25 protein-coding genes are annotated in these 25740 nt (G+C 56.3%); 13 read left to right on the top strand and 12 right to left on the bottom strand.

Annotated features, from left to right (window positions below):
- Positions 1-68 precede the first annotated feature (68 nt).
- On the bottom strand, positions 69-1280 hold the full coding sequence (gene tyrP / locus F3J26_RS06335) for a tyrosine transporter TyrP (RefSeq protein WP_166992413.1): 1212 nt from the start codon (positions 1278-1280) through the stop codon (positions 69-71).
- A 246-nt stretch (positions 1281-1526) separates the two neighbouring features.
- Here tyrP and F3J26_RS06340 point away from each other — a divergent pair, with 246 nt between their 5' ends.
- The gene (locus F3J26_RS06340; protein ID WP_166992416.1) at positions 1527-2636 is read left to right on the top strand and encodes an ABC transporter substrate-binding protein; all 1110 of its coding nucleotides are present in this window, start codon (positions 1527-1529) and stop codon (positions 2634-2636) included.
- Between the two features lie 97 nt (positions 2637-2733).
- On the opposite strand, the gene F3J26_RS06345 is transcribed toward F3J26_RS06340, so the two are convergent.
- The gene (locus tag F3J26_RS06345) at positions 2734-3186 is read right to left on the bottom strand and encodes an SgcJ/EcaC family oxidoreductase (protein WP_008458880.1); all 453 of its coding nucleotides are present in this window, start codon (positions 3184-3186) and stop codon (positions 2734-2736) included.
- Positions 3187-3375: 189 nt separating this feature from the next.
- Positions 3376-4353 (bottom strand): saccharopine dehydrogenase NADP-binding domain-containing protein, encoded by a 978-nt coding sequence (locus F3J26_RS06350; protein WP_166992419.1) that lies wholly within the window; start codon positions 4351-4353, stop codon positions 3376-3378.
- A gap of 109 nt (positions 4354-4462) precedes the next feature.
- Between F3J26_RS06350 and F3J26_RS06355 the strand changes: the two genes are divergently transcribed.
- Positions 4463-5350 (top strand): LysR family transcriptional regulator, encoded by an 888-nt coding sequence (locus F3J26_RS06355; protein ID WP_166992422.1) that lies wholly within the window; start codon positions 4463-4465, stop codon positions 5348-5350.
- Positions 5351-5402: 52 nt separating this feature from the next.
- On the opposite strand, the gene F3J26_RS06360 is transcribed toward F3J26_RS06355, so the two are convergent.
- The gene (locus F3J26_RS06360) at positions 5403-7100 is read right to left on the bottom strand and encodes an NAD-dependent malic enzyme (protein ID WP_166863902.1); all 1698 of its coding nucleotides are present in this window, start codon (positions 7098-7100) and stop codon (positions 5403-5405) included.
- Between the two features lie 221 nt (positions 7101-7321).
- Here F3J26_RS06360 and cscK point away from each other — a divergent pair, with 221 nt between their 5' ends.
- The 6 genes from cscK to F3J26_RS06390 all read left to right on the top strand — a co-directional run bounded on the left by cscK (position 7322) and on the right by F3J26_RS06390 (position 14446).
- Positions 7322-8245, top strand: a complete 924-nt coding sequence (gene cscK, locus F3J26_RS06365) for a fructokinase (protein ID WP_166992425.1) — start codon at positions 7322-7324, stop codon at positions 8243-8245.
- 155 nt (positions 8246-8400) lie between these two features.
- On the top strand, positions 8401-9918 hold the full coding sequence (locus F3J26_RS06370) for a carbohydrate porin (RefSeq protein WP_166992428.1): 1518 nt from the start codon (positions 8401-8403) through the stop codon (positions 9916-9918).
- Positions 9919-9981: 63 nt separating this feature from the next.
- Positions 9982-11355, top strand: coding sequence for a sucrose-specific PTS transporter subunit IIBC (locus F3J26_RS06375; RefSeq protein ID WP_166992430.1), 1374 nt, complete (start codon positions 9982-9984; stop codon positions 11353-11355).
- Positions 11352-12761: a sucrose-6-phosphate hydrolase gene (locus F3J26_RS06380; RefSeq protein WP_166992432.1), complete on the top strand. Its 1410-nt coding sequence runs from the start codon at positions 11352-11354 to the stop codon at positions 12759-12761. Before F3J26_RS06375 ends, F3J26_RS06380 begins: the two co-directional genes overlap by 4 nt.
- 30 nt (positions 12762-12791) lie before the next feature.
- Positions 12792-13799 (top strand): LacI family DNA-binding transcriptional regulator, encoded by a 1008-nt coding sequence (locus F3J26_RS06385; protein ID WP_166873793.1) that lies wholly within the window; start codon positions 12792-12794, stop codon positions 13797-13799.
- Between the two features lie 38 nt (positions 13800-13837).
- On the top strand, positions 13838-14446 hold the full coding sequence (locus F3J26_RS06390) for a GNAT family N-acetyltransferase (RefSeq protein WP_205246357.1): 609 nt from the start codon (positions 13838-13840) through the stop codon (positions 14444-14446).
- A gap of 9 nt (positions 14447-14455) precedes the next feature.
- On the opposite strand, the gene F3J26_RS06395 is transcribed toward F3J26_RS06390, so the two are convergent.
- The 3 genes from F3J26_RS06395 to F3J26_RS06405 form a co-directional block, all read right to left on the bottom strand.
- Positions 14456-15847 carry a heavy metal sensor histidine kinase gene (locus F3J26_RS06395; protein WP_166992436.1) on the bottom strand — a complete coding sequence of 464 codons (1392 nt, stop codon included), beginning with the start codon at positions 15845-15847 and terminating at the stop codon, positions 14456-14458.
- A complete protein-coding gene (locus F3J26_RS06400) occupies positions 15844-16521 on the bottom strand; it encodes a heavy metal response regulator transcription factor (RefSeq protein WP_166992439.1) in 678 nt (225 codons plus the stop codon). Before F3J26_RS06400 ends, F3J26_RS06395 begins: the two co-directional genes overlap by 4 nt.
- Before the next feature lie 75 nt (positions 16522-16596).
- A complete protein-coding gene (locus tag F3J26_RS06405) occupies positions 16597-17376 on the bottom strand; it encodes an alpha/beta fold hydrolase (RefSeq protein ID WP_166992442.1) in 780 nt (259 codons plus the stop codon).
- A 160-nt stretch (positions 17377-17536) separates the two neighbouring features.
- Here F3J26_RS06405 and F3J26_RS06410 point away from each other — a divergent pair, with 160 nt between their 5' ends.
- Positions 17537-17905: a VOC family protein gene (locus F3J26_RS06410; protein ID WP_166992445.1), complete on the top strand. Its 369-nt coding sequence runs from the start codon at positions 17537-17539 to the stop codon at positions 17903-17905.
- A gap of 8 nt (positions 17906-17913) precedes the next feature.
- On the opposite strand, the gene F3J26_RS06415 is transcribed toward F3J26_RS06410, so the two are convergent.
- On the bottom strand, positions 17914-19128 hold the full coding sequence (locus F3J26_RS06415) for an MFS transporter (RefSeq protein WP_166992448.1): 1215 nt from the start codon (positions 19126-19128) through the stop codon (positions 17914-17916).
- 110 nt (positions 19129-19238) lie between these two features.
- Between F3J26_RS06415 and F3J26_RS06420 the strand changes: the two genes are divergently transcribed.
- The gene (locus tag F3J26_RS06420; RefSeq protein ID WP_166992450.1) at positions 19239-20147 is read left to right on the top strand and encodes a LysR substrate-binding domain-containing protein; all 909 of its coding nucleotides are present in this window, start codon (positions 19239-19241) and stop codon (positions 20145-20147) included.
- A gap of 145 nt (positions 20148-20292) precedes the next feature.
- A complete protein-coding gene (locus F3J26_RS06425) occupies positions 20293-20814 on the top strand; it encodes a phospholipase D-like domain-containing protein (RefSeq protein WP_166992452.1) in 522 nt (173 codons plus the stop codon).
- Positions 20815-20917: 103 nt separating this feature from the next.
- Here F3J26_RS06425 and F3J26_RS06430 read toward each other — a convergent pair whose 3' ends face one another.
- The 3 genes from F3J26_RS06430 to F3J26_RS06440 are packed head-to-tail and all read right to left on the bottom strand — an operon-like array spanning position 20918 to position 22898.
- Positions 20918-21178: a hypothetical protein gene (locus F3J26_RS06430; RefSeq protein ID WP_166992454.1), complete on the bottom strand. Its 261-nt coding sequence runs from the start codon at positions 21176-21178 to the stop codon at positions 20918-20920.
- Between the two features lie 60 nt (positions 21179-21238).
- The gene (locus tag F3J26_RS06435; RefSeq protein WP_166992456.1) at positions 21239-22135 is read right to left on the bottom strand and encodes an SDR family oxidoreductase; all 897 of its coding nucleotides are present in this window, start codon (positions 22133-22135) and stop codon (positions 21239-21241) included.
- A gap of 25 nt (positions 22136-22160) precedes the next feature.
- On the bottom strand, positions 22161-22898 hold the full coding sequence (locus tag F3J26_RS06440) for an SDR family oxidoreductase (protein WP_008458914.1): 738 nt from the start codon (positions 22896-22898) through the stop codon (positions 22161-22163).
- A 124-nt stretch (positions 22899-23022) separates the two neighbouring features.
- On the opposite strand from F3J26_RS06440, the gene F3J26_RS06445 reads away from it, so the two are divergent.
- Positions 23023-23937 (top strand): LysR family transcriptional regulator, encoded by a 915-nt coding sequence (locus F3J26_RS06445; RefSeq protein ID WP_166992458.1) that lies wholly within the window; start codon positions 23023-23025, stop codon positions 23935-23937.
- Between the two features lie 96 nt (positions 23938-24033).
- Positions 24034-24804, top strand: a complete 771-nt coding sequence (locus tag F3J26_RS06450) for a BPL-N domain-containing protein (RefSeq protein WP_166992460.1) — start codon at positions 24034-24036, stop codon at positions 24802-24804.
- On the opposite strand, the gene F3J26_RS06455 is transcribed toward F3J26_RS06450, so the two are convergent.
- Entirely contained in the window at positions 24765-25709 is a 945-nt protein-coding gene (locus F3J26_RS06455) for a dienelactone hydrolase family protein (RefSeq protein ID WP_166992463.1), read from the bottom strand. The genes F3J26_RS06450 and F3J26_RS06455 overlap by 40 nt on opposite strands.
- Between the last annotated feature and the right edge of the window lie 31 nt (positions 25710-25740).

Genomic DNA, 25740 nt, shown 5'->3' on the forward strand with positions numbered 1-25740 from the left:
ATTTAGCGGGGAATTAGCAGAAAAAATGAAGAACGCGGGACGAATGCCCCGCGTGAATATCGAGAGCGTTAACCGACTTCCGGCAGCAGGCCGACGGTAATCAGGAACTGAATAACAATCACCGCGATCCCGCAGGCAAAGACCAGCCCCAGCAGCGGCTTACCGCCCGCCACGCGCCACGTCGCCTCCGCATGCTGTTTGCGGCTTTGCCACACCAGCATCGACGGCACCAGCAGGGCAAGCACCGCCAGCGCAACGCCCGCGTAGCCCAGCGCCATCACAAACCCCTGCGGGTAGAACAGGGCAAACACCAGCGGCGGCAGGAACGTCATCAGGCCGGTTTGCAGGCGGCCAGAGGCTTTCCGGCTGCGGGCAAAAAGATCGCCGAGGTAGTCGAACAGGCCCAGGGAAACGCCGAGGAACGAGGTGGCCAGCGCGAAGTCGGCGAACAGATGAATCGCCAGCTCAACGTGAGGGGTGGCCACCACCTGACGAACAGCCTGCAGGAAGCCGTTCAGCCCGGAATGCTCCGCCATCAGCCCGGTAAAGGTTGGCGAGTCAATGGCGCCGAGGGTGGCGAGCTGCCAGAAGATATAGGCCACCAGTGGAATGGCGCTGCCGACGATAAACACCCAGCGCAGCTTGCGAATATTGCCGTTCATGTAGCTGACAATGCTCGGCACGCTGCCGTGGAAGCCAAACGAGGTAAAGATGACCGGGATGGCGGAAAGCGCGAGGCCTTTCTCAATCGGCAGCGTGAGCAGGTTGGTGTGGTGGATATGCGGCATCATCAGCGCGAGCATTACCACCAGCAGAATGATTTTGGCGCTGAACAGCACGCGGTTAAACATATCGACCATGTGAGTGCCGATGCAGACAATCCCGCCCGCCACAACGGTAAACAACAGCACCCCAGAAGTGGCGGAGATAGAAGTGGACAGCCACTGGCTAAGGCTTGCCGCCAGCAGTTCACCGGCGCCGCTAATGTAAGCCGCCGTCAGGGCATACATCAGGAACAGCATACTGAACCCCGTTAACCACTGCCCGGGGCGGCCAAGGTAGCGCCGGGCGAGGGTGCCCAGACCGGTGTCCGCCGGAACGTGCTGATAAACCTCTACCAGCAGGAGTGCGGTGTAGCACATTAATCCCCAAAGGCCGACGAGCATCAGCAGCGTGACGCTAAACCCTACGCCAGCAGACGCCAGCGGCATCGCCAGCATGCCTGCGCCAATGGTGGTTCCCGCCACGATAAAAACACTGCCAAGAGTCCTGTTCTTCACGCTTTCCTCTGCATTTACGAAGAGCTGTATACATTTATGCCGCGCAGGGTAAGGGAAAAGCGTAGATGCGTCAAATGAGGGTTACGGGAGGTGTATTCATATGTTTACGATTTTGATTAAGTTTTTGTGACATTGTCACGTAATAAAATTAAACCAATCAGTGCTTGCCATACCGTGGGAAATTAAGGCTTTATTAATATAAATAGTAATAATAACTAATCTCTTTCTCATGGAGAGCATCAATCAATGAAAGCAAATTTGGTCCTGACAGGGTTACTGCTCGCTTCGGCGGGGTGCGGCGCCACCACTTACCCCATCACGGTTACCGACATGGATAACCAGCGTATTACTATCGAAAAAGAACCTAAGCATGTGATCCTGCAGGATGGGCGAGACATTTTGTCGCTTGCGCTGCTTGACCGTGAAGATCCGTTCAAACGCGTTGTAGCCTGGAATAACCTGCCGAAAAAACAGGACACCCAAACCTGGGATGTGCTGAAGGGCAAATGGCCTGAAGCCACCAAAATTATTGATATGGGCTTTAGCGATCAGGGCGAAGTCAACCTTGAGAGCGTGCTGGCGCAGCAGCCGGACATCATGATTGCGCAACTGCGGGCCAAGCCTGCGCTGGAGCAAACCGGCGTTATTAAGTCCCTTAAAAAACTCAATATTCCGGTGGTGTTCGTTGATTATGAGCTGCACCCGGTAGAGAACACCGCCAACAGCGTGAAGCTGCTGGGCACCGTGCTTAATCAGGAGAAACGCGCCAAAGAGTACACTGACTATTACCAGCAGCACCTGGCCCGCATTCAGCAGGTGGCGGCCGATGTTAAAAACAAACCTACGGTGTTTATTGAGCCGATCGCCGGTAACACCGAGAACTGCTGCTTCACCCACGGGCACAACGGCTGGGGCGCGCTGGTGGAAGCGGTAGGCGGGAAGAACATTGGTTCTAAGCTGCTGCCTGGCAGCGCCGGGTTTGTCTCCATGGAGCAGATCATCGCCATGAAGCCTGACGTCTATATTATGTCCGGCTCTAAACGCCCGAATCCGAGCGTATTGCCGTTTGGCTACGGCGGTACGCCGCAGGAAGTGAACGCCACCTTCAGTAAACTGCTGGCCCGTAACACGTTCCAGAACATCGAGCCGGTGAAAGAAGGCAAGGTCTACGGCGTGTATCACCACTTCTATAATCACCCGTACAACATTATCGGGATGGAAATCTTAGCCAAAGACCTGTACCCGCAAAAACTGCAGGATCTTGACCCAACGGCGGACTACCACCAGATAATCACGCAGTTCACGCAGATCCCTGACGATCCTATTCTGCTGAGTTACGTCTACAAAAAGCCATAATCGCTTTTTAAGAAACGAAACGCGCACGATTAAAGTGGCCCTGTTGGTATTCAGACAAGCCAATAAAGGCGGTGACAAACGTCACCGCCTTTATTAATTAAACTTCAGGCATCGCGGAAGAGTGGTGTGAAGAGATTTTCCAGTCGCTGCCATCCCAGGCGTAGGTGAAAGTGTATCGTGCAGAAACCGTCGTTTTATCCTCAAAGGTAAAGGTATAGGTCCCTACATCAATCGCTTTATTGCAGCCAATTCTAACCGTTCTGCTGTCAATTTTACCCACGGGCTTTTTCGCCAGAAAATGTTCAAAATAATCCACACGTTCGGCGTCCGTCAGACGTACCTGGTTTGACACAGTAGGCAATAACACCGCATCGGTAAGATACGTATCAGCGACTTTTTTAGCATCTCCAGTCTTTAGCGAGTCATTCCAGCGGTCGAACAAGCCTTCAATCGCGGCTTTGTCCACTTTCACACAATCCTTAGCGGGCGCGGCCCATGTGGAACCAGAAACCAGCAGTAATGAACCGATAAAAGCTGACACTTTCCTCATAATATTTCCCTTTTTTGAGTGCGGTTAAACTGCCTGGAAAGTATCAATAATCCCAGTTCGCAACAATGATCATTGTATATAGTTACATATATTTACTTATATTGATGCCTACGGCCTGAATCGTTTATAGGTGAGTCTTTCTTCATTAACGTGATGAATATAATGCAGGACCCTGCATTGATATTTTTCTTATTCGCGGGAAATGGCGATCCCGGCGTCTTTCATTTGCTGCAGCGCCGCAGCCATATCCAGCAGCATTTCAGCGGCAACCAGGCCTCCTTTTTCACTGTCTAGCATCGCCTTAATCACCGTCAGTACGCCAAAAGCGGTCATATGCGCCTGACCGTGTGGGTCAGAGGCAATCACGCGCTTTCTGACATGCTCGCCAGCATAATCCGTGCCGGCAATATCAACGTACAGGTCAATAGACGGCTTGCCATGCTGATGCATACCCATTGACGTACCCGCCGCGATATCCAGCCTGACCGAATTCGCGCTGGTTATAGCGGCCACCGCGGTGGTATCGAGTATGCTGAACGGCACGCCCTGAACCACTTCACCATTCTGGAGAGTGATATCCCGGGGAGTGGATGAATGCGTCCAGCTTCCTGACTCCCGAATCAGAGCCGAAGCAGGTTCATTGCCTAATTCGCTGCTGGAAAGTTCTCCCAACGGATCCGCCGGGTCATGAAGCGCGGAAAGCTGCACGCTATCAATAACGCTAAAATCAGCGGCAAGCAGGCTAACCAACGGTAAAAAAAGGCCCGCTTCGTAATAGCCCAGCGGCACGACGGGCTGAGTCAGCCGATAGCGCTGAGTTAAATTCAGCAGCGGCAAAATGGCGTCACCCGTTGCCTGGGTAATATTTATGAAGGCGATGTTATTTTTGATAGCAAACTCCGCCAGCAGGTTCTTAGGGTCCGGCGCGGCGGCAATAATAAGCTGCGCGTTAGCGGCGTGCTCAGGCACTTCCGCTCCGGTGAAGTCGATAAACGCCGGGTGCGCGAACCCCAGTTGCTCGATTAACTTCGCGCCTTTTGCCGGACTGCGACCTGCAATCACCAGTTCAACCGCAGGAAAATGCTCACGAATCTGGCGGGCGATAGCTGACCCAATCATGCCGTAGCCACCGGCGATGAAGACTTTTTCTAATTTAATGTTTTTCATCTTAAAACCTCGTTATCAGGGATATCTATTGCGATAGCGAGACTTTATCCCCCGTCTGGTGTGTAATAAAGATCATGAATTTTCTTGGGGAAGTGAGGAATATTCACTAATGAGCATAAAGCTGGTGGATTTCAGCTATTTCGTGATCGTGGCGAAGTACCGCAGTTTTCGCCAGGCGGCGGAAGAGGTTGGGCTAACGCCCTCGGCCGTAAGCCATTCCATTCGCCAACTGGAGGAGCGGCTTAAAGTCAGGCTGTTCAACCGGACGACGCGCAGCGTGTCGCTCACCGAGGCGGGAAGAAAACTGCATGAGAAGGTTGCCCCGGCTTTTGATGACATCAGCCTCACGCTCGACGAACTCAACCTTTATCGCGAGACGCCGATGGGCATTATTCGGCTCAATGTTGTACGCCAGGGCGGCAGGCTTCAGCTTGCGCCGCTGATTGCCGACTTTACCCGTCAGTATCCTGATATTCAGGTTGAAGTGCAGATGGATGACCGGCTGGTCGATATCGTGAAGGCGCAGCTTGATGCAGGCGTGAGGCTGAACCGGGTTATAGAGAAGGATATGAAAGCTATTCCTGTCGGTCCGCCGGTACGCTACGCGGTTGTCGCCACGCCGGCATATTTTGCTCAGCATGGGATCCCGGCAGAGCCACAGTGGTTAACTGAACACAAATGCATTCAATTCCGTTACCCCAGCGGGAAAGCTTTTGGCTGGTATTTTGAACAAGCTGAAAGCCGTGAGGAGGTCGTTGTGAGTGGCCCCGTGGTTGTGGACGACCTGGATATTGCTCTCGACATGGCGCTTAACGGCGTGGGCCTGGCCTATGTGCTGCGGGAGATGGCCGAACCACACCTTCAGAGCGGGAAACTGATTTCCGTCCTGGATGACTGGCTGCCGGAGCTGCCGGGTTTTCACCTCTATTTCCCGAATCGCAAGCATCCGTCCGCCGCTTTCCGCGCTTTTCTGGATTTTCTTAAGGCGCGAAACTGAAAATAAAAAACCCGCCAAAAGGCGGGTTTGAACATGTACCACAATGGCTTCGTTAGATGGAAGTCCGGCGATAGTCGCGGTATTCCGGCAGCCAGAAGTTATCGTCGATGGCCTGCTTCAGGGCTTCAGCGGAGGTCACTACCGCTACGCCTTGCTGCTGGGCAATCTTCGCCACGGCAAAGGCGATAGCGCGGGACACTTTCTGAATGTCCTTCAGCTCTGGCAGCACCATGCCTTCTCCATTGTTCAGCAGCGGAGAATGCTGAGCCAGCGACTCGCTCGCCGCCATCAGCATTTCGTCGGTAATGCGCGACGCGCCGGAGGCAATCACCCCGAGGCCAATGCCAGGGAAAATATAGGCGTTGTTGCACTGGGCGATAGGGTACGTTTTATCTTTCCAGGTCACCGGATCAAACGGACTGCCGGTGGCCACCAGCGCGGCGCCATCGGTCCAGGTGATGATGTCCTGCGGCGTGGCTTCCACGCGGGAAGTCGGGTTAGACAGCGGCATCACAATTGGGCGAGCACAGTGCTTGTGCATTTCGCGAATGATCTCTTCGGTGAACAGGCCGGTCTGGCCGGAAACGCCGATAAGAATGTTTGGCTTCGCGTTACGCACCACGTCCAGCAGGGAAATCGCTTCGTTTTCCAGATCCCACTCCGCCAGGCTTTCGCGGCTCTGCACCAGTTTGGTCTGGAAGGAGAGCAGGTTAGGCATGTTGTCGGTGAGCAGGCCAAAACGGTCAACCATGAACACGTTGCCACGGGCGGCTTCTTCGCTCAGCCCTTCGCGCTGCATCTGGGCAATGATCTGCTCGGCGATGCCGCAGCCCGCGGAGCCTGCGCCCAGGAAGACGATTTTCTGCTGGTTAAGCTGACTGCCTGCAGCACGGCTGGCGGCGATCAGCGTCCCGACGGTCACAGCGGCGGTGCCCTGAATATCATCATTAAACGAGCAGATCTCGTCGCGGTAACGGGTCAGCAGCGGCATGGCGTTTTTCTGCGCGAAGTCTTCGAACTGCAGCAGCACGTCCGGCCAGCGGTGGCGCACGGCCTGGATAAACTCGTCCACAAACTCGTAGTAGTCGTCGCCGGTAATGCGCGGATGGCGAGAGCCCATATACAGCGGGTCGTTCAGCAGCTGCTGGTTGTTGGTGCCGACGTCCAGCACCACCGGCAGGGTGTAGGCCGGGCTGATGCCGCCACAGGCGGTGTACAGCGATAGCTTCCCGATAGGAATGCCCATCCCGCCGATGCCCTGGTCGCCCAGGCCGAGAATACGTTCGCCGTCGGTCACCACGATCACTTTGATGTTGTGGTTCGGCACGTTCTGCAGAATATCGTCCATGTGGTGACGATTTTCGTAGTTGATGAACACCCCGCGAGAGCGGCGGTAGATTTCTGAGAAGCGCTCACAGGCGGCCCCCACGGTGGGGGTGTAAATCACCGGCATCATCTCTTCCAGATGATTTTCAACCAGGCGGTAGAACAGCGTTTCGTTGGTGTCCTGGATGTTGCGCAGGTAGATGTGCTTGTCGATTTCGGTTTTGAAGCCCTGGTACTGAATCCAGGCACGTTCTGCCTGCTCTTCGATGGTTTCAACCACTTCCGGCAGCAGGCCGAGCAGGTTGAAATTGCGGCGCTCTTCGATGCTGAAAGCGCTGCCTTTATTTAACAGGGGGAATTCAAGTAAAACGGGTCCGGCGTAAGGGATGTAAAGCGAGCGATGTTTTTTTGGTTTGATGTCCATGTGCATACTCTTTTTTCGACGTAACGTCTTGCCAGTAAGGCTCATTCGGTAAGTTTTCGCGCAATATTATGGCACAGCGATTTTGCATCCGACACCGCCAGGCCAAGAACTTTGGTTACACAAGTCCTCAAATCGGCAGGAATTTTGTTTCAGCGCGTTCCGTGAGTGTGTTTAAATAGCTAAACCAGTTTAGCAATATTTAGCTTACGAATGGAGACACCATGAGCGTACAAGTTTGGGTTCTGGGCGATGCCGTCGTCGATCTGCTTCCGGACGGCAATGGCCGGTTACTGCAATGCCCTGGCGGGGCACCGGCCAATGTTGCCGTCGGGATTGCGCGCCTCGGAGGCAGCAGCGGATTTATTGGCCGCGTGGGGGACGATCCCTTTGGTCGCTTTATGCGACGCACGCTGCAGGAAGAAAGAGTAAACACCGAATTTATGCGGCTGGATGCCAACCAGAGAACCTCCACGGTGGTGGTAGATCTGGATGAACACGGCGAACGCACGTTCACCTTTATGGTTCGCCCCAGTGCGGATTTATTCCTTGAATACGATGATATTCCGTCCTTCAGCCACGGTCAGTGGCTGCATGTCTGCTCGATAGCCTTAAGCGCGGAACCCAGCCGGAACACGACGTTCTCCGCCATGGAGCAGATAAAAAAAGCCGGGGGCCTGGTCAGCTTTGACCCTAATATCCGTCCCGATCTTTGGCATGACGTCGCAGAGCTGCAGGCTTGCCTGACGAGGGCGCTGCTGCTGGCCGATGTGGTGAAACTCTCCGTCGAAGAGCTGATTTTTATCAGCGGGAAAACCCATCTCCATGAGGGCATTAAAAAGCTGGTCAGCCGCTTTGCTCTGCGACTTCTGCTGGTCACTCAGGGCAAGGAAGGCGTGCTGGTGTATTACCACGGTCAGATCTACCACTTTGATGCCCGGCCCGTGGTCTGTGTGGATACCACCGGGGCAGGCGATGCTTTTGTTGCCGGGTTGCTCAGCGGCCTGGCGACCCAGGGCTTACCCGACAGCGAAGAAGCCCTGGCCGGGATTATCGCTCAGGCGCAGCTTTGCGGGGCGCTGGCGACAACGGCGAAAGGCGCGATGACCGCGCTGCCTCACCGGGAAGAGGTCGAGCAATCGCTGTAATACGGTAAAAATATATTCTGATTGTCGTGCCTGTCACATTTACTAAATCGGTTTAGCAAAATTCGTTGCCCTCGGTATTTCGCCCTGGTTACCCTTTTTCAACTAAACCGGTTTAGCTAAACAAATGACATTAGCCTCTCAGGGATACGACGAACATGTATAAGAAAAATAAACTGGCAGTGATGATAGCCTTGCTGATTGGCACGGCGTCCGCGCAGGCCGCCACGGATTTAAACAGCATAGAATCACGCCTTGCCGCGATGGAGCAGCGCTTACAGGATGCAGAAAGCAGGGCGAAGGCCGCAGAACAACGCGCCAGCGCCGCCGAAAGCAAAGCGCAACTGCTCGCCACTCAACAACAGCAAACTCAGGCAACCACTCAGGCGGTGGCCGACCGTACTGCACGACTGGAATCAAAAGCAGATAAGCAAACTGGTTTTGAATTCCACGGCTACGCGCGTTCCGGCCTGTTAATGAATGATTCTGCATCCAGCAGTAAAAGCGGCCCTTACTTAACGCCCGCCGGGGAAACCGGGGGGGCAGTAGGGCGACTGGGTAACGAGGCCGATACCTACGTTGAGCTGAATCTGGAGCACCGCCAGACGCTGGACAATGGCACCACTACCCGCTTTAAAGCTATGCTCGCGGACGGGCAAAAGACCTACAACGACTGGTCGGCGGACAGCAGCGACCTGAATATTCGCCAGGCCTTCGCCGAACTGGGGAATCTCCCCGGCTTTGAGGGCCCGCTGAAAGGCAGTACCTGGTGGGCAGGCAAGCGCTTCGATCGTGACAATTTCGACATTCACTGGCTGGACTCCGACGTGGTGTTTCTCGCCGGCACCGGCGGCGGCGTGTATGACGTGAAATGGAACGACGGGCTGCGCAGCAACTTTGCGGTCTATGGCCGCAATTTTGGCAACCTCGAAGACACCGGCAACACCGTCCAGAACTATATGCTGACCATGAATCACTTTGCCGGGCCGTTCCAGCTGATGGTCACCGGTCTTCGGGCAAAGGATAACGACGACCGAAAAGATGCCAATGGCGATTTGATTCAAAAAGATGCCGCCAATACCGGCGTGCATACTCTGGTAGGGCTGCATAACGACAGCTTCTACGGCCTGCGCGAAGGCAGCGCTAAAACCGCGCTGCTCTACGGCCACGGTCTTGGCGCCGAAGTAAAAGGGATCGGGTCGGACGGTGCGCTGCTGTCGGAGGCGAATACCTGGCGCTTTGCCAGCTTTGGCGTGACGCCGATTGGCGGCGGCTGGCATATTGCTCCGGCGCTGCTGGCGCAAAGCAGTAAAGATCGCTACGTGAAGGGAGACAGCTATGAATGGGCCACGGTCAACGCGCGGCTTATCAAAGAAGTCACCCAGAACTTTGCTCTGGCGTTCGAGGGCAGCTATCAGTACATGGATCTGCGGCCAGAAGGCTACAAAGACCGTAATGCGGTCAACGGCAGCTTCTACAAGCTGACCTTTGCCCCAACGCTGAAGGCCGGCAGCATCGGCGACTTCTTCAGCCGCCCGGAACTGCGCCTGTTTGCTACCTGGATGGACTGGAGCAGCAAACTGGACAAATACGCGAGCAATGACGCCTTCGGCAGCAGCGGCTTTAACGCCGGTGGGGAATGGAACTTTGGCGTTCAGATGGAAACCTGGTTTTAACGAACTGGCCTCCCGCTGCGGCGGGAGTGCCACGACATAACAAGAAAGCGTTTAGAGGTGACTATGGATTTCAATCACATTGCCAGAGAGCTGATTCCTCTGCTGGGCGGCAAAGACAATATCGCCAGCGCGGCACACTGCGCAACGAGGCTGCGGTTGGTTCTGGTGGATGATGCGCTGGCAGACCAACAGGCGATTGGCAAAGTCGACGGCGTGAAAGGGTGTTTTCGCAACGCAGGGCAGATGCAAATCATCTTTGGCACTGGCGTAGTGAATAAAGTGTATGCTGCCTTTATTCAGGCCGCAGGCATTGCAGAGTCAAGCAAGTCCGAAGCCGCAGATCTTGCGGCGAAAAAGCTGAATCCGTTCCAGCGCATTGCCCGTCTGCTGTCGAACATCTTTGTGCCAATCATTCCTGCCATTGTGGCCTCAGGTTTGCTGATGGGGCTGCTCGGGATGGTGAAAACCTACGGCTGGGTCAGCCCGGATAACGCGCTCTATATCATGCTGGATATGTGCAGCTCGGCGGCGTTTATTATTCTGCCTATCCTGATTGGTTTCACCGCCGCCCGTGAGTTCGGCGGCAACCCTTACCTGGGCGCGACGCTGGGCGGAATTTTAACCCATCCGGCGTTAACCAACGCCTGGGGCGTGGCGGCCGGGTTCCACACCATGAACTTCTTTGGGCTGGAAGTGGCGATGATTGGCTACCAGGGTACGGTTTTCCCTGTGCTGCTGGCGGTGTGGTTTATGAGTCTGGTGGAGAAACAGCTGCGCCGGGTGATCCCGGATGCGCTGGATCTTATCCTGACGCCGTTCCTGACGGTCATCATTTCCGGCTTTATCGCGCTGCTGATTATCGGCCCGGCCGGGCGCGCGCTGGGGGACGGCATCTCATTCGTGCTCAGCACGCTTATTGCCCACGCGGGCTGGCTCGCCGGGCTGCTTTTTGGCGGGCTGTATTCCGTTATTGTGATCACGGGTATTCACCACAGCTTCCACGCTATTGAGGCCGGGCTGCTTGGCAATCCGGCCATCGGCGTTAATTTCCTGCTGCCTATCTGGGCAATGGCAAACGTCGCGCAGGGCGGAGCCTGCCTGGCGGTATGGTTTAAAACCCGGGATGCAAAAATCAAAGCAATTACGCTGCCTTCGGCGTTTTCTGCCATGCTGGGCATTACCGAAGCGGCGATTTTCGGGATCAACCTCAGGTTTGTTAAACCCTTTATTGCGGCGCTAGTGGGCGGCGCAGCGGGCGGGGCCTGGGTGGTTTCCGTGCATGTGTACATGACGGCGGTCGGCTTAACCGCGCTGCCGGGCATGGCTATTGTGCAGGCCAGTTCACTGGTGAACTACATCATCGGGATGGTTATCGCTTTTGGCGTGGCGTTCATCCTCTCCCTGTTACTGAAATACAAAGCGGAGTCTGAAGCATGACGCTTGCTTCCCGTTTACCGGCCATTTTGCAGGCCGTGATGACAGGCCAGCCCAAAGCCCTGCAGGATAAACACTATCCGCAGTGGCATCACGCCCCGGTGACCGGGTTGATGAACGATCCGAACGGATTTACCTGGTTTGCCGGGCGCTGGCACCTGTTTTATCAGTGGAACCCGCTGGCGGCGGATCATAAATACAAGTGCTGGGGCCACTGGAGTTCGGCTGATTTAGTGCAGTGGCGACACGAGCCGCTGGCGCTGATGCCGGATGAAGAATACGACCGCAGCGGCTGCTACTCCGGCAGCGCCGTTGACCTCGAAGGCAGACTGACGCTGTGCTACACCGGCAACGTTAAGTTTGACGACGGCAGCCGCACGGCCTGGCAATGCCTTGCGGTGGAAAACAGCGCCGGTGGCTTTGACAAAATGGGGCCAGTTTTACCGCTGCCTGCGGGCTACACCGGGCATGTGCGGGACCCGAAGGTCTGGCAGCACGAGGGCGTCTGGTACATGGTGCTGGGCGCGCAGGATCTTCACAAGCGGGGCAAGGTATTGCTGTTTTCTTCGCCGAATATGCGCGACTGGGAAAACAGAGGCGAAATTGCCGGGAACGGCGTCCACGGGCTGGCTGACGCAGGCTATATGTGGGAATGCCCCGATCTTTTCCCTCTTGACGGTAAACATGTGCTGCTCTGCTGTCCGCAGGGGCTGGCCCGTCAAAATGAACGCTTTCTGAACGTTTACCCTGCGGCGTATCTGGTTGGCGACTTTGATTACGCCACGGCGACATTCAGCCACGGCGACTTGAACGAACTGGATGCAGGCTTTGAATTCTATGCCCCGCAAACGGCGCTGGCGCCGGACGGGCGGCGTTTGCTCGTCGGCTGGATGGGCGTGCCGGACGGCGAGGAGATGCTGCAGCCAACCCGTGAACAGGGCTGGATCCACCAGATGACCTGCCTGCGGGAGCTTACGCTTAACAACGGCAAGCTTTATCAAAACCCGATAGCGGAACTGGCTCTGCTGCGCGAAGAAGAACAGCGCTGGCAAGGGCCAGCCAGCCTGGCTCCGGCGCTGGATGCAACGCGCCTGGAACTCCAGATAGAGGCCACGGGTCGCTTCAGTCTCCGCTTTGGCGGCGGCCTGACGCTGGACGTTACCGGGCAGGGCATTACGCTTCAGCGTCCGAGCCTGGCGACGGGCGAGCCGCTTCACCGTTACTGGCATGGCGCGGTTGCCTCGCTGCAGATCCTCTGCGACAGCTCAAGCGTTGAGATCTTCATCAATCAGGGGGAAGGCGTGATGAGCAGCCGCTATTTCCCGCATCCTTCGGAGCGGCTCTCTTTCAACGGCGAGTCGGCGGTCACGTTGCGCTACTGGCCGCTGCGTTCCTGCATGATACAATGAGGGTTTTCGACTCATTGCCACGGTTACGCTGTGAAAAAAACCAAACGCGTCACGATTAAAGATATTGCCGAACTGGCGGGCGTCTCAAAGGCGACCGCCAGCCTGGTCCTCAATGGCCGGGGCAAAGAGCTGAGGGTAGCCCAGGCCACCCGCGAACGCATCATGACGATTGCGCAACAACAGCACTACCAGCCGAGCATTCACGCTCGCTCGCTGCGGGATGACCGCAGCCATACCATTGGGCTTGTGGTCCCGGAGATCACCAACTACGGGTTCGCCGTTTTCTCCCACGAGCTGGAAATGCTCTGCCGTGAAGCGGGCGTTCAGCTGCTTATCTCCTGCACTGACGAAAATCCGGGCCAGGAAAACATGGTGGTCAGCAACATGATTGCGCGCCAGGTTGACGGCCTGATTGTCGCCTCCAGCATGCTGACAGCTGTGGATTACCACAAACTGAGTGAGCAACTGCCGGTGGTGCTGTTTGACCGGCACATGAACGACACCGCGCTGCCGCTGGTTGCCACCGACTCGGTGCAGCCTACCGCCGAGCTGATCGCCCCGATTGCCCGCCAGCATGCGGATGAATTCTACTTTTTAGGCGGCCAGCCGAGGCTTTCCCCCACGCGGGATCGGCTGGAAGGGTTTACCCAGGGCCTGGCTCAGGCGGGCGTCACGCTGCGCCCGGAGTGGATCATTCACGGCAACTATCATCCGAGCTCGGGCTATGAGTCCTTTGCTGCACTGTGCGCGCAGCTTGGACGTCCGCCCAAAGCGCTGTTTACCGCCGCCTGCGGCCTGCTTGAGGGCGTGCTGCGCTACATGAGCCAGCACAACCTGCTGGAGAGCGACATTCACCTGGCCAGCTTTGACGACCACTACCTGTATGACTCGCTGTCGGTGCGCATCGACACCATTCAGCAGGATAACCGCCAGCTGGCTTTTCATTGCTATGACCTGATCAGCAAGCTGATTGACGGGCAGTCGCCCACGCCGATGCAGCGCTATCTTCCGGCCAAAATATTACGTCGGCATTCATAACAAACAGCCTGCCACCATCGCTATAGGGAAATAACGTTATGCAAACTTTTTGCTACCCGGCCGGAACGCTTCTTGCTGATAAAGAGCAGGCTGAACACGCCTCGCCGTTCAAGGTAATGATTGAAACTCCGCGCCTGATACTTTCGCCACCCTCACCGGAAGATGCCCCGGCACTGCTCAGCATTTTTTCCGATCCACAGGTGATGAAATACTGGAACACCGCGCCCTGGTGCTCCCTTGACGATGCTCTGCGTTTTATCGACCGCAGAACGGCAGAGATGCAGGACCGTTCTGCGCTGACGCTGTGCATCCGGGATAAACAGTCGTGCCAGCTGGCGGGAAAATGTATGCTTTTCAGCTTTGACTTTCATTCCCGCCGCGCCGAGATTGGGTTTGGTCTGGGGCGCGAGCACTGGGGGAAGGGACTGGTTAACGAAGCCGCCGAGGCGCTGATTAGCTATGCCTTTAAGGTACTTCATCTGCGTCGCATCGAAGCTGAAATTGATCCTGGCAACCAGGCTTCTGCAGCCGCCCTGCAAAAGCTGGGCTTTGCTCAGGAAGGGCTGCTGCGGCAGCGTTGGGAAATCAACGGCGTGATTTCTGACTCAGCGCTTTTTGGACTGTTGGCCGCAGACAAAAAAGCCTGAGGCGTTTGGCTAGTTTCGGTCAGGGAACCATAAACCAAAGCGGGTCACCCCGGCCTGGCTTTCCACCCAGCAGCGCCCCTGATGCAACTGCATGATGGAATGCACGATGGATAAGCCAAGTCCGCTGGAGTGCGCCGAGTCGTTGCGGGAAGGGTCGGCCCGGTAGAACCGGTCGAAAAGCCTTTCCTGGTGCGCCGGGGAAATGGTCTCCCCACGGTTCATCACCACGATGGACATACCTTCCGCTTCAGGCCTGGCAGCAATCTCAATCTCACTGCCGGGCTCGGCATAGCGCACCGCGTTAGACAGCAGGTTCGCCAGCGCACGGCGCAGCAACAGGGCATCCGCATTGACCGTGCCGCTGGCGTGCGTTTGAATCGTCACCTCACGCTCGGCGGCCAGATCCTCAAAATACTCACCGAGGCGGTGAGTCTCTTCAACAATGTCAATATCACGCCGCTGGATCTCCTGGTCAGGCTGTTCCGCCTGGGCCAGAAACAGCATGTTGTCTATCATCCGCGACATACGCTGCAGCTCTTCAAAGTTTGAGCCCAACAGTCGCTGGTAATAGGCGTTGTCCCTCGCCGCGCCGAGGCCAACTTCTGTCTGGCCGAGCAGGGTGGTTATCGGCGTGCGCAGGTCATGGGCCATATCGGCACTGACCTGTTTTAACTGCTGGAACCCGCGTTCCAGCCGCTCGAGCATCGCGTTGATTTGGTCAATCAGCGCATCAAGCTCCATCGGCACATCCTGCTTATCCAGCCTCGACGAGAGCGTTTGGGTGCCAATAGTCGCCGTGCGATCGGCCAGACGACGCAAAGGCGAAATGCCACGTCGGGCAAAGATCACCGCCAGTACGACCGAGATGGCCGCCATCATCGAGGCAAAGAGAATAATCTTGTTGCGATACTCTTCGAGAATATGGGTTCTGTCGCTTAGCACCCGCGCCGACACAATCTCCAGCGGCGGTAAATTATTGGCCGAGGGGCTAATTGCCGCCATGTAAACCATCGGTGTGCCGTCCGCATTATTGGCGTGATGTACGGCCTCAAGCGTCAGCCGCTGATTGGCGGCAACCGGCGTCACGGTGGGAAGCGCGCGCTGCATGGGGTTAACTTCCAGCAATGTGGCACCGCCCACATAGCGGATCACCAGCAGGGATTCCGTATTGCCCAGCATATTGGCAAACAAATGGGGCTTTTCGCGGATCAACTGCCGCGCATCCAGATCCCGCAGCAGCGTACTGATCTGGTCCACGCGGGAAACCAGCGCCGCGTCATCACGGATAGAAAGCTGCTGGCGCAGGGCGTAATAGAGCGCGCTGCCCATGACGGTAAACGCCACAAAGGAAAAGGCGGCCAGCAACACGGCAAGGCGGAAGGTTAGCGAAGTACGCTTCATGACTCTGGCTCGCAGCGGTAGCCCACGCCATGCACGGTATGGATTAGCCGCACCGGGAAGGGGTCGTCCACTTTTTGCCGCAGCCTGCGCACCGCGACGTCCACCACGTTAGTGTCGCTGTCGAAATTCATGTCCCACACGCGGGAAGCCAGAAACGTTCGCGACAGAACTTGCCCCGGATGCTGGAGAAAGCACACCAGCAGCTTGAACTCTTTATTGGTCAGCGTGATGCGCTTGCCTTCGCGCTCGCAGCGAAACCTGGCAACATCCACCAGCAGATCGGCCATCGTCAGCACTTCTTCGGCTTCGGCCTGCGGCTGGCCGCGGCGTAAAATAATGCGGATCCTTGCCAACAGTTCGGCAAAGGAGAAAGGCTTGACGAGGTATTCATCGGCCCCCAGACCAAGCCCGCGTAAACGGTCCTCCAGCCTGCCGCGCGCGCTCAGAAACAGCACCGGCGTCTGGCTGTGGGCGCGTAAACGCTCCATTACCGTCCAGCCGTTCATTTCCGGCAGCATGACGTCCAGCAGAATCAGGTCATAATTTTCTTCCCGGGCCAGATGCAGGCCGTCAATGCCGTTAGCCGCCCAGTCTGCGGTATAGCCCGCTTCGTTCAGTCCGCTCACCAGGTAGGCGGCGGTTTTCGCTTCGTCTTCAATAATGAGGATTTTCAAGCAGCGGATCCCGTCGAAAAGAGAGAAAAGGGCGTGGAGACCGCCCCAGTCTCGTCATTATAAGAGGCGTGAACCTCAGTAGCCAGGCACGTGCGCCGCTTTCATGATCAGATTAGCCACCGCTTCAGGCTGGGAAATCAGCGAAACGTGGCTGGATTTTAGCTCGATGGTTTGCGCGTGCATGCGCTTCGCCATAAACCGCTCCAGATCCGGGTTGATCGTGCGATCTTCAGTCGATACCGCGTACCAGGTCGGCTTGTCATGCCAGGCGGCAACCGTGGTTTTCGCCATGGTGATGGCTTTGCCCATTGGCTGCTGCACCGCGTAATAGGCTTTGGCCTCGCTTTCCGGCAGGTCGCCGGCGAAATCGTGGATAAATGCCGACTCGCTCAGCGCGCCGTAGCCGTCGTCGTTCCATTTAAGGCCAGCGGAAGCCGGTGCCGCCGGGTATTTTTTGGTGAGCGCCGGGTAATCTTCACCCGCTTCCGGGGCGCGGGCGGCGATATACACCAGGCCTTTGACTTCTGGCTCATCGCCCGCCTGGCTAATCACCATCCCGCCGTAGGAGTGTGCCACCAGAATCACCGGGCCGTTTTGCTGCGCCAGCGCGCGTTTTACCGCGGCAACATCGTTATCTAAAGAGGTCGTCGGGTTCTGTACCGCCGTGACGTGCAGACCTTTGGCCTGCAGCAGGGGAATAACTTTGCCCCAGCTCGATCCATCGGCAAACAGGCCGTGCACCAGCACGATATTTTTCACTTCCTGTGTAGCAGATGCGGTGTCGGCATAGGCCGCCGTGGTACCAAGAGACGCCAGCACAAGGGTGGCGAGAGCAGAGAGATGGCGTAATTTCATGATCTATCCTCAGGATTCAACAAGGGGGTCAGGACCAATGTAGTTCCCGGGCGCCAACAAAGTGCTGACGTACAAATGACAAAAAAATGACAAACAGGGCGTTCTTGCGATACATGATGAACGGCTCTACACTGAATTTTTCAGCCTGAAGAGATTGTAAATGACTAATAATATTACGCCTTTTGCCTTTGTGCTGGCGGTAAACAACCTTGATGACACTGCAGGTTATTTCCGCGATACGTTAGGCTTTACCCTTGAATGGCCTGGCACGAACGGCTGGCAATTAGCGGTGCGAGGGACAGTGAAGGTGATGCTGGGCCATTGCCCGCAGGCGCTGGCCCCAGCTTCCCTTGGGGATCACAGTTATTTCGGCTATCTGCATGTTGATGACGTGGATGCACTCTACGCCGAGTTTACCCGGCGTGGTGCCATCATTTTACAACCACCGGCCAGCCGTCCACATGGGATGCGCGAATTTCTCGTCGCGACGCCAGAAGGCCATAAAATCATGATTGGCCAGGTGTTGTAAAAAGGCCATCAGCCACCACGGAATTTGCTTTCACGGGTCACTATCACCGCCAACAGCCCGGCCAGCGCAAAAGCGGCGGCCACGTAGGGAATAGGGCGAGGCCCAGTCAGGTTTATCAGCACGCCGCCGACCAGTGAGCCGAAGCCAATTGCCGCGTTAAACACCGACACGTTGACCGAGGTTGCCGCATCCGGGCCGCCTTCAAGCGTGGATGCCTCTTTGAACACCAGGGTTTGCAGCAACACCGGCAGAGCCCCATAAGCTGCACCCCACAGGGCGATAGCGATAAAAATTGTGGTATGGCTGACGGTCGCCGCATTAAGAAAAGCGAGGCTGGCGGTAAACAGCGCGGCCACCACGCCCAGACTGGTTCGCGGCTCCCGGGCGGCAAAAGGCCCCACCGCAAAGTTGGTGACAACGCCTGCCGCACCGTAAACCAGCAATAACATACTGATTTGCGAGCTGCTCTGGCGGGCCATTTGCTCAAGGAATGGCGTAATGTAGGTATAGGCCAGGAAGTTGCCGGTCACCACCAGCGCGGTGATGCCAAGAATGGCCAGCAATGCTCTGTTTTTAAACACCGCGGAAATAGCGCCGCGTCTGGCGGATTTAGCGATTCGTACCGCGGGAACGGACCAGGCGATAAGCGTGAAAACCACCAGGCACAAGAGGCACAGAGCGGCAAATACCGCCCGCCAGCCGTAAAAATCGCCCAGCATCGTGCCCGCCGGAACCCCGAGCACCGTTGCCAGCGAAACGCCCCCAAAAACAATGGACGTTGCCCGCACGGCGTTGCGTGCTGCCACCAGATGCACGGCGGTCACCACCGCCGTGGACCAAAATACGCCGATAGCCGCGGCCACCAGAATACGCCCCACAAAGACAACAAAATAATCAGACGCAAGCCAGGTAATCAGGTTGCCGGCAAAGCAGGCCGCCAGCAGCCCAGCCATCAGCGTTTTGCGGTTAATATGCCCCAGTAACCCGGTTAGCGGCGCGGCGGTGAGGGCCACCATGAAGGCAAAAATCGTGACCAGATAACCGGCCACGCCGAGGGAAATGTTTAGCCCGGCAGCCATGCCCGGCAGCACTCCCACCGGCATCAGTTCGGTACTGACAAAAGTGAAACAGCCCAGGCTCAGCGCCAGCACCGCCGCGATGCTGCGGGCCCGGGAAACGTGTGCGCCCTGCGGCGCAGCGATATTTGTACTGCTTGAATGCATAAAACCATCCTGAAAATGTGAACAGGTCGAGATGACGAGCAAATTGTGGCGTCGTACAGGTCAGAATGCGATAGCATGAAAGGCATATCACCTATGACTGAGAATCAATAATGAGAGCATTTAGTTCGCAACTGCTGGAAGGTGTGGACGTGATGGCGGCGGTAGTGGATACGCTAAGCTTTGGCGCTGCCGCCGAAATGCTCGATATGTCGCAGTCGGGTGTCAGCCGGGCGATTGCACGCCTGGAAAAGCGGCTCGGTATTCGCGTGTTTGACCGCACCACGCGTTCAGTGCGGCTGACCGATGAGGGGCGGGCGTTCTACGAGCAGGTTATGCCGCTGATTGGCGCCCTGGCCGAAGTCACCGGCGGCGCGGCAGGGGACGGGCAGAGCATTCGCGGCAGACTGAGGGTGAATGTTGATCCGCTGTTTGCCAGCCAGGTTTTAGGGCCACGCCTCGGCGCGTTTATGGATAAGCACCCTGAGCTTGAAATCGAGCTGCGCAGCCGGGACGAACTGGGGGACCTTATTTCTGACGGCTTCGATCTGGCGCTGCGCTTTGGTCACCCTCAGTCCTCATCGCTGATAGCCAGAAAGCTGTTCGACACGCGGGTATTTGCCATGGCCTCGCCTGAATACGTGCAGCGTTTTGGGCGGCCTGAAACACCGCAGGAACTGGAGCAGGAGCCGCACCGCTGCGTATTGTTCCGCGAGCCGCTGACGGGGAAGCCTTTCAGTTGGGAATTTCATCAGGGGAAAAAGAAACTGATGATCCAGCCGCGCGGCCTGTTAACGGTGAATGATGCGGAAACCGCATTCAGTACCTGTCTTGCGGGGCTGGGCGTTGTGCAAATATTCGAGCTGGGCAGTGAGGAATACATCGCTTCTGGGCGGCTGGTGCCGCTGTTTCCCGAATGGTCAGATCATCGATTCCCGCTCTATGCGTATTACCCCTCCCGGCATCATGTGCCGGCGAAAACACGGGCATTTCTGGACTTTGTTAGCGGGCTGGTGGGTTGACGTTCTCAGGCAAAACCGAGCAAGGCTGTCCGCTCCGTGCCAAATGCGGACGTCAGGAGTATTATCGATGTCCTCATTCCTGCAGCAGTAGACCCGGTAATGAGGACTCCTGAACGTTATCGAGGACTCATTTGGAACAGCCGCTATGAAACAATTGGCCTTTTTACTGCTCATTATTACTGGTTCAGCTTCTGCAGCCCCTTCAATAGAGGTGGGATTTTCTCCGGAAGGTAGCGCACAACAGCTCGTGCTAAATACCATCAATTCAGCGCACTCCTCTATCGAAATGGTTGCATATGCATTTCAGGCCCACGATATTGCTGCTGCACTAGATGCAGCCCAACAGCGAGGCGTTAGAGTACAAGTCGTTATCGATAAACGTCGAAATAGAGGCAGTACATCACTGGCGGCAATGCGCGACATTACTCGCCATGGAGTGGAGCTGCGCATTGATGGGCATTACCATATTCAGCACGATAAGATGATGATTGTTGATGGTTCAACTGTAGAAACAGGTTCATTTAATTATGCAAAATCAGCAGAGTACGATAACAGCGAGAATGTCATCGTTATTAAAAATATGCCTCACATCGTGTCTCAGTATCAGGAACATTTTGCTTCCCGGTGGGCAATATCTGAACCCTTCGAACTTAAAACACAGGGTTAGTCACTCTTCACTTTAGCGGCCTTTAACGTCAGCATCTCGCTCAAAGCAGCCGGGCAATTTTTGCCTAAGCAATAGGCTTAACGAGGAATGGGCCGCCCCCCTATTAGTGCTCAACAATCCACAAAAGCGGCACCACCGGCAGGGCGAAAATAACGACAAAAATGGTCAGTTCTTCGCCCCAGCCATAGCCTACTTTAATTACGCCGATCAGCATATTTACCGCCGCAATCAGGCACCACAGTACCGCAAAGCCTCGGGCGATAATTGCCTGAGCCGGCGGGTAGTCCGGGCTGAACAGGCGGATAAGCAGGTAACAGCCGCTGGCGAGCAAAAAACCGCTCAGCAGAAATAACAATGTTCGCATAAAACACTCCTGGAAATGGCCTGCGGCTTAACTTTGCGAGATAAGCCGCAGGCTGGGGATTTACTGCCGGGGAGTAAGCAGGTCGCCTAAACCAATACGCTGCAAAAACTCCTTGCGGATACGGTCGGCCACGGCGTTGACCACTTCGGCCCCGTCATCAGAGGGATCAACGTGCACGCGGAACGGGCGTTTGCCATACGGCGCATTCACAATATCCACCATCGCCGCCGCGACATCGGCAACATCGGTATCCTCTGGCTCACAGGCCGCCAGGCCTTTCAGCGCTTCATCTTCCAGTCCAGCGGTTGGGCCAGTTTGGGTCCAGGCCAGCTCACGTTCGCTGTCCGCAGGCTTGCCGGAATGCAGGAAGTGATTGGTGCCTTTGGTAAAAGCCCCCGGCACCAGAATCGAGCTTTCAATACCCCAGCGGCTCAGTTCGGCGGCATAGCTGACGGCCACGGCGTCCATCGCGGCTTTGGCGGCAAAATAGGGTGCCAGATAAGGCGGAGTACCGCCCCGAGTGCTGCTACTTCCGACCCACAGCAACAAACCTTTTCTCTGCTGACGCAGATAAGGCAGTGCCGCCCGATTAACCCGCTGGGTGCCCAGCACGTTAATGTCGAATAGCTGGCTGAACTGCTCCGGCAGAAACGCCTCGGCAGGGCCGAAGGACATATGCCCGGCATTGTGCACCACGACGTCCAGCCGGCCTTGCTCCGCGATGATATGCGCGACTGCCGCCTCCGCAGAAGCCTCGGACTGCACGTCCAGCTCAATGGCGCGAAGATCCACGCCGTGTTGCCGCGAATACTCTTGCAGGCTTTCAACCTGGGGAGCATTGCGACCTGAAATATCGCGCATACTGGCATAAACGGTGTGCCCGGCATGGGCGAGGGCGCGCGCGGATAAGGCACCAAAGCCGCTGGATGCGCCGGTTATCAGTATAATTTGCTGCATGTTTGTCTCCTGTTGGTCGCCAGTCTTATGCAAAGCCGCCGTTAACGCGGATCACCTGAGAATTCACCCAGCTGCCGTCCGGGCCAGCCAATGTCGCCACAATACTGGCGATTTCCTCTGGCGTGCCGATGCGCCCCAGCGGGGCGAGGCTGGCGATGGCCTGAATTTGCTCTTCGGTTTTTCCGTTCAGGAACAGATCGGTGCCGGTTGGCCCCGGTGCAACGGCGTTGACGGTGATATTACGGCCACGCAGTTCGTTGGCGAGGACGTGCACCAGGCCTTCAACCCCGGCTTTGGAGGCGATGTAGGGGCCATAGGCCGGGAATGATTTGGCAATAACGCTGGTTGAAAGGGCGATAATGCGGCCGCCATCCTGCAGAGACTCTGCGGCGTTGGCCAGCACCATAAACGCCCCCCGCAGATTTGTATTGATGATTTTGTCGAACTCGGCCAGGCCTGCTGGAGTAATTTTCACCATCGGCATAATCCCCGCGCTGTGCACCACCACATCCAGCTGGTTGTGGAGAGCTTTCGCTTCAGCAAACAGACGGGTGACATCGCTTTCCGAAGAGACATCGGCCTGAATCGCCACGGCGTTCCCGCCGTTGTTTTTAATCGCCTGGACCGTTTCATCGGCGCTGGCTTTATTTCCGGCGTAGTTCACGACGACGGTGAAGCCGTCGCGGGCCAGTCTTTCGGCAATTGCCCGGCCAATTCCACGGGAAGCGCCGGTCACCAGGGCAGTTTTCTTTGCAGTCGTCATGTTGTTCTCCAGATGCGGTGAGTGAATCGCCCCGAGTGGGCGTGGGTGCATTGTTAATGTTTTTGATTTCGGGATAAATGGTGCTAATTTGATTAGATAATTCCGTTTTGGTTAACAATAGCAGATGGATAAATTTGACACTTTGCAGCTGTTCACCCGCATTGTTGAGCTGGGCAGTTTCAGCCAGGCCGCCGACCAGCTTGGTATCCCGAGGGCCACGGCAAGCAATGCGATTAAAGAGCTGGAGAGCCAACTGGGCTGCCGCTTGCTGGAGCGCACCACCCGGCATGTGCGAGCCTCTCAGGATGGGAAAGCGTACTACCAGCGCTGTGTGTACATTCTTGCGGAGCTGAATGATGCCGAAGCCGCGCTGCGCCCGGTTGTGGCCCGGCCTCGCGGTATCCTGCGTATTGACCTGCAGGGAACGCATGCCTCGCACATCGTCCTGCCGCGCCTGGACGAGTTTCATCGCCGTTATCCGGATATCGAACTGATTATAAGCAGCGGCGACAGGCTGGTGGATTTAATCCGCGAGGGGATAGATTGCGTGGTGCGTGCCGGTAAATTACAGGACTCTTCGCTGGTCGCCCGTCATCTGGCGGATCTCCCGCAGGTGGTATGCGCCAGCCCGGATTATCTGGCGGCGTTTGGCGTGCCTGCACACCCGGACGATCTTGACCAGCACCAGTGCGTGAACTTTTTCTCGACGACAGGCGGCCTGAATTACCCTTTTGAATTCATTATCGATAACGAGCGCCGGGCTTATTCGCCGAAAGGCTGGGTGACGGTCAACGAAGCTGAGAATTACGTGATCTGTGCGCTACGCGGCTGCGGGCTGGTTCAGCTCCCGCGCTACCACGTTGAACAGCCACTGAGCGAAGGTCGGCTGGTAGAAGTGATGCCTGACTGGCAAAGTCCGGCCATCGCGGTATCCGCGGTGTACACGCAAAACCGGCAGCTTTCGCCGCGGGTGAGGGTGTTTATCGACTGGCTGAAGGGGATTTACAGCTCGCGGTTTCCTCCCGAAGGGAAGGCTTAAACACCTGCTAAACCTCGCCGCGATTTGACTGGTTTTTAAAAGGCTTCGGGATCCATACTGACTTCCTCTAATGTGCTTTTGAGACAGGATCCCCGGATGAACTTCCCCCAAGGTCTGAACGTATTTCGCTTAGCGTTTTGCGCTTTTTTATTATCCCCATTCGCTACGCATGCAGCCAACGGCGGCCCCTTAAATATTGCCATATACCGGGGAGCTGCCGGCTGCGATGAATGTTCCGAAATGGTGGCGAAATCCCTGCAAAATACCAGGAAAAACATTGTTATTTCCTACATCGGTGAAAAAGAAAAGCTAAAGCTGACCGGCCAGAACTTGAGTAAATTTGATCTCTATGTGCAACCTGGCGGCGGGCAGGATATTCCGGCTGCGTATGATGCCATTGGTGATGATGGCGCGCGGGCTATCAGAGAGTTTGTGAGACGCGGGAAAGGTTATCTTGGCTTGTGCATGGGGGCTTATCTGGCGGACAAAGACTGGATAGGGCTTATCGACAACCCCCTTGAGTCTGAGGTCGGTCGGCCTGAGTCCGGCGTGGCGGATGAAGGTGACTACACGCTGAATATCCGCTGGGGGAATAAAAAAGAGCCTTTTTATTATCAGGACGGCCCTTATTTTAATCCCGGCACGAAAAGCAGCGGCTTTACGCCCGTGGCCTGGTACAGCAACGGCGACGTGGCTATCGCCGCTTACCGCTATGGCAGAGGAAAAGTGGTATTGACCGGCCCACATCCGGAGGCGGATGGCAGCTGGTTTGACAACAGCGTCACCGGGCACACCTCACCTCAGAGTAAAATGGCCCGGCTGCTTAGCTATTTCGACAGGGGTTCGAACGGCATTCCCAGCGACTGAACAAAGGCTTTAACCTGCGGATACCAGAGCTTGACGCCCGCTTTGCTGTCGGCAAAGTCGTGGGAGTTTTTGCCGAAGGTGCCGATATCGATCATTCGGGCATGCCCGGCGTCGCCCTCCGCGTTGCGGGTGTAGGCATTAAACATTTGCTCCGGCATCGGCTGCGGCCAGAGCTGGTCGTTATCGCCATAGAACCAAACCGACGGGTAGCGAGCCTGTTTACCTATCGCGCCATAGGTGCGTACCAGATTTTGCTGCCAGCCTTCACATTTTGGCTGGCGCAGACCGCCCGAGAAATTAATCGCGCCCAGCACGCCGGGGAGTGGATGCGTACTCAGCGCCATAGTCACCAGCCCGCCGTCAGACTGGCCGGCAATCACAATGCGTGAACGGTCAACGTAGGGCAGTTTGACCAGTTCCTTGAGGGCGGCAGCCACGCCATCTGCTTCATCAAACGCGTGACGACGCACATCGCATCCGTCTTTCGGGTAGTCGCCGCCGGAGGCCGCAAAACCTTCCCGCATCGGAATCGCGACCGCAAATCCCCGATGAACAAATACTGAGGCAATCTCCAGGTGACGGGAACGCGGCTGCGTGCGCGCATTGCCCGGATTTTTACCGTGGTTCATCAACAGCAGGGGAAAAGGCCCATTACCCGAAGGCTTATACAGCGTGGTTTCCAGCTCAACGGTTTTACCCTCTATTTGCACGGGCAACATCACAATCTGCTCATTGAGCTGGCGATCCAGCTTCAGGGAAGATGAAGCGTTATTACTGGCGGAACTGCAGCCGCTGACGCTGAGAAGAAGTGCCGCAACCGGCAGCCCGGTGAAGAGATGAAACAAAGAACCGGAGCGCTGTGGCTCCTGAAATAGAGGTGCTATCAGCCACTTCAAAGAACCCATCTGTTTACCCTGACAAAAAATACTGCGGTTG

The organism is Enterobacter sp. Ap-867, from assembly GCF_011752855.1.
GTDB lineage: Bacteria > Pseudomonadota > Gammaproteobacteria > Enterobacterales > Enterobacteriaceae > Cedecea.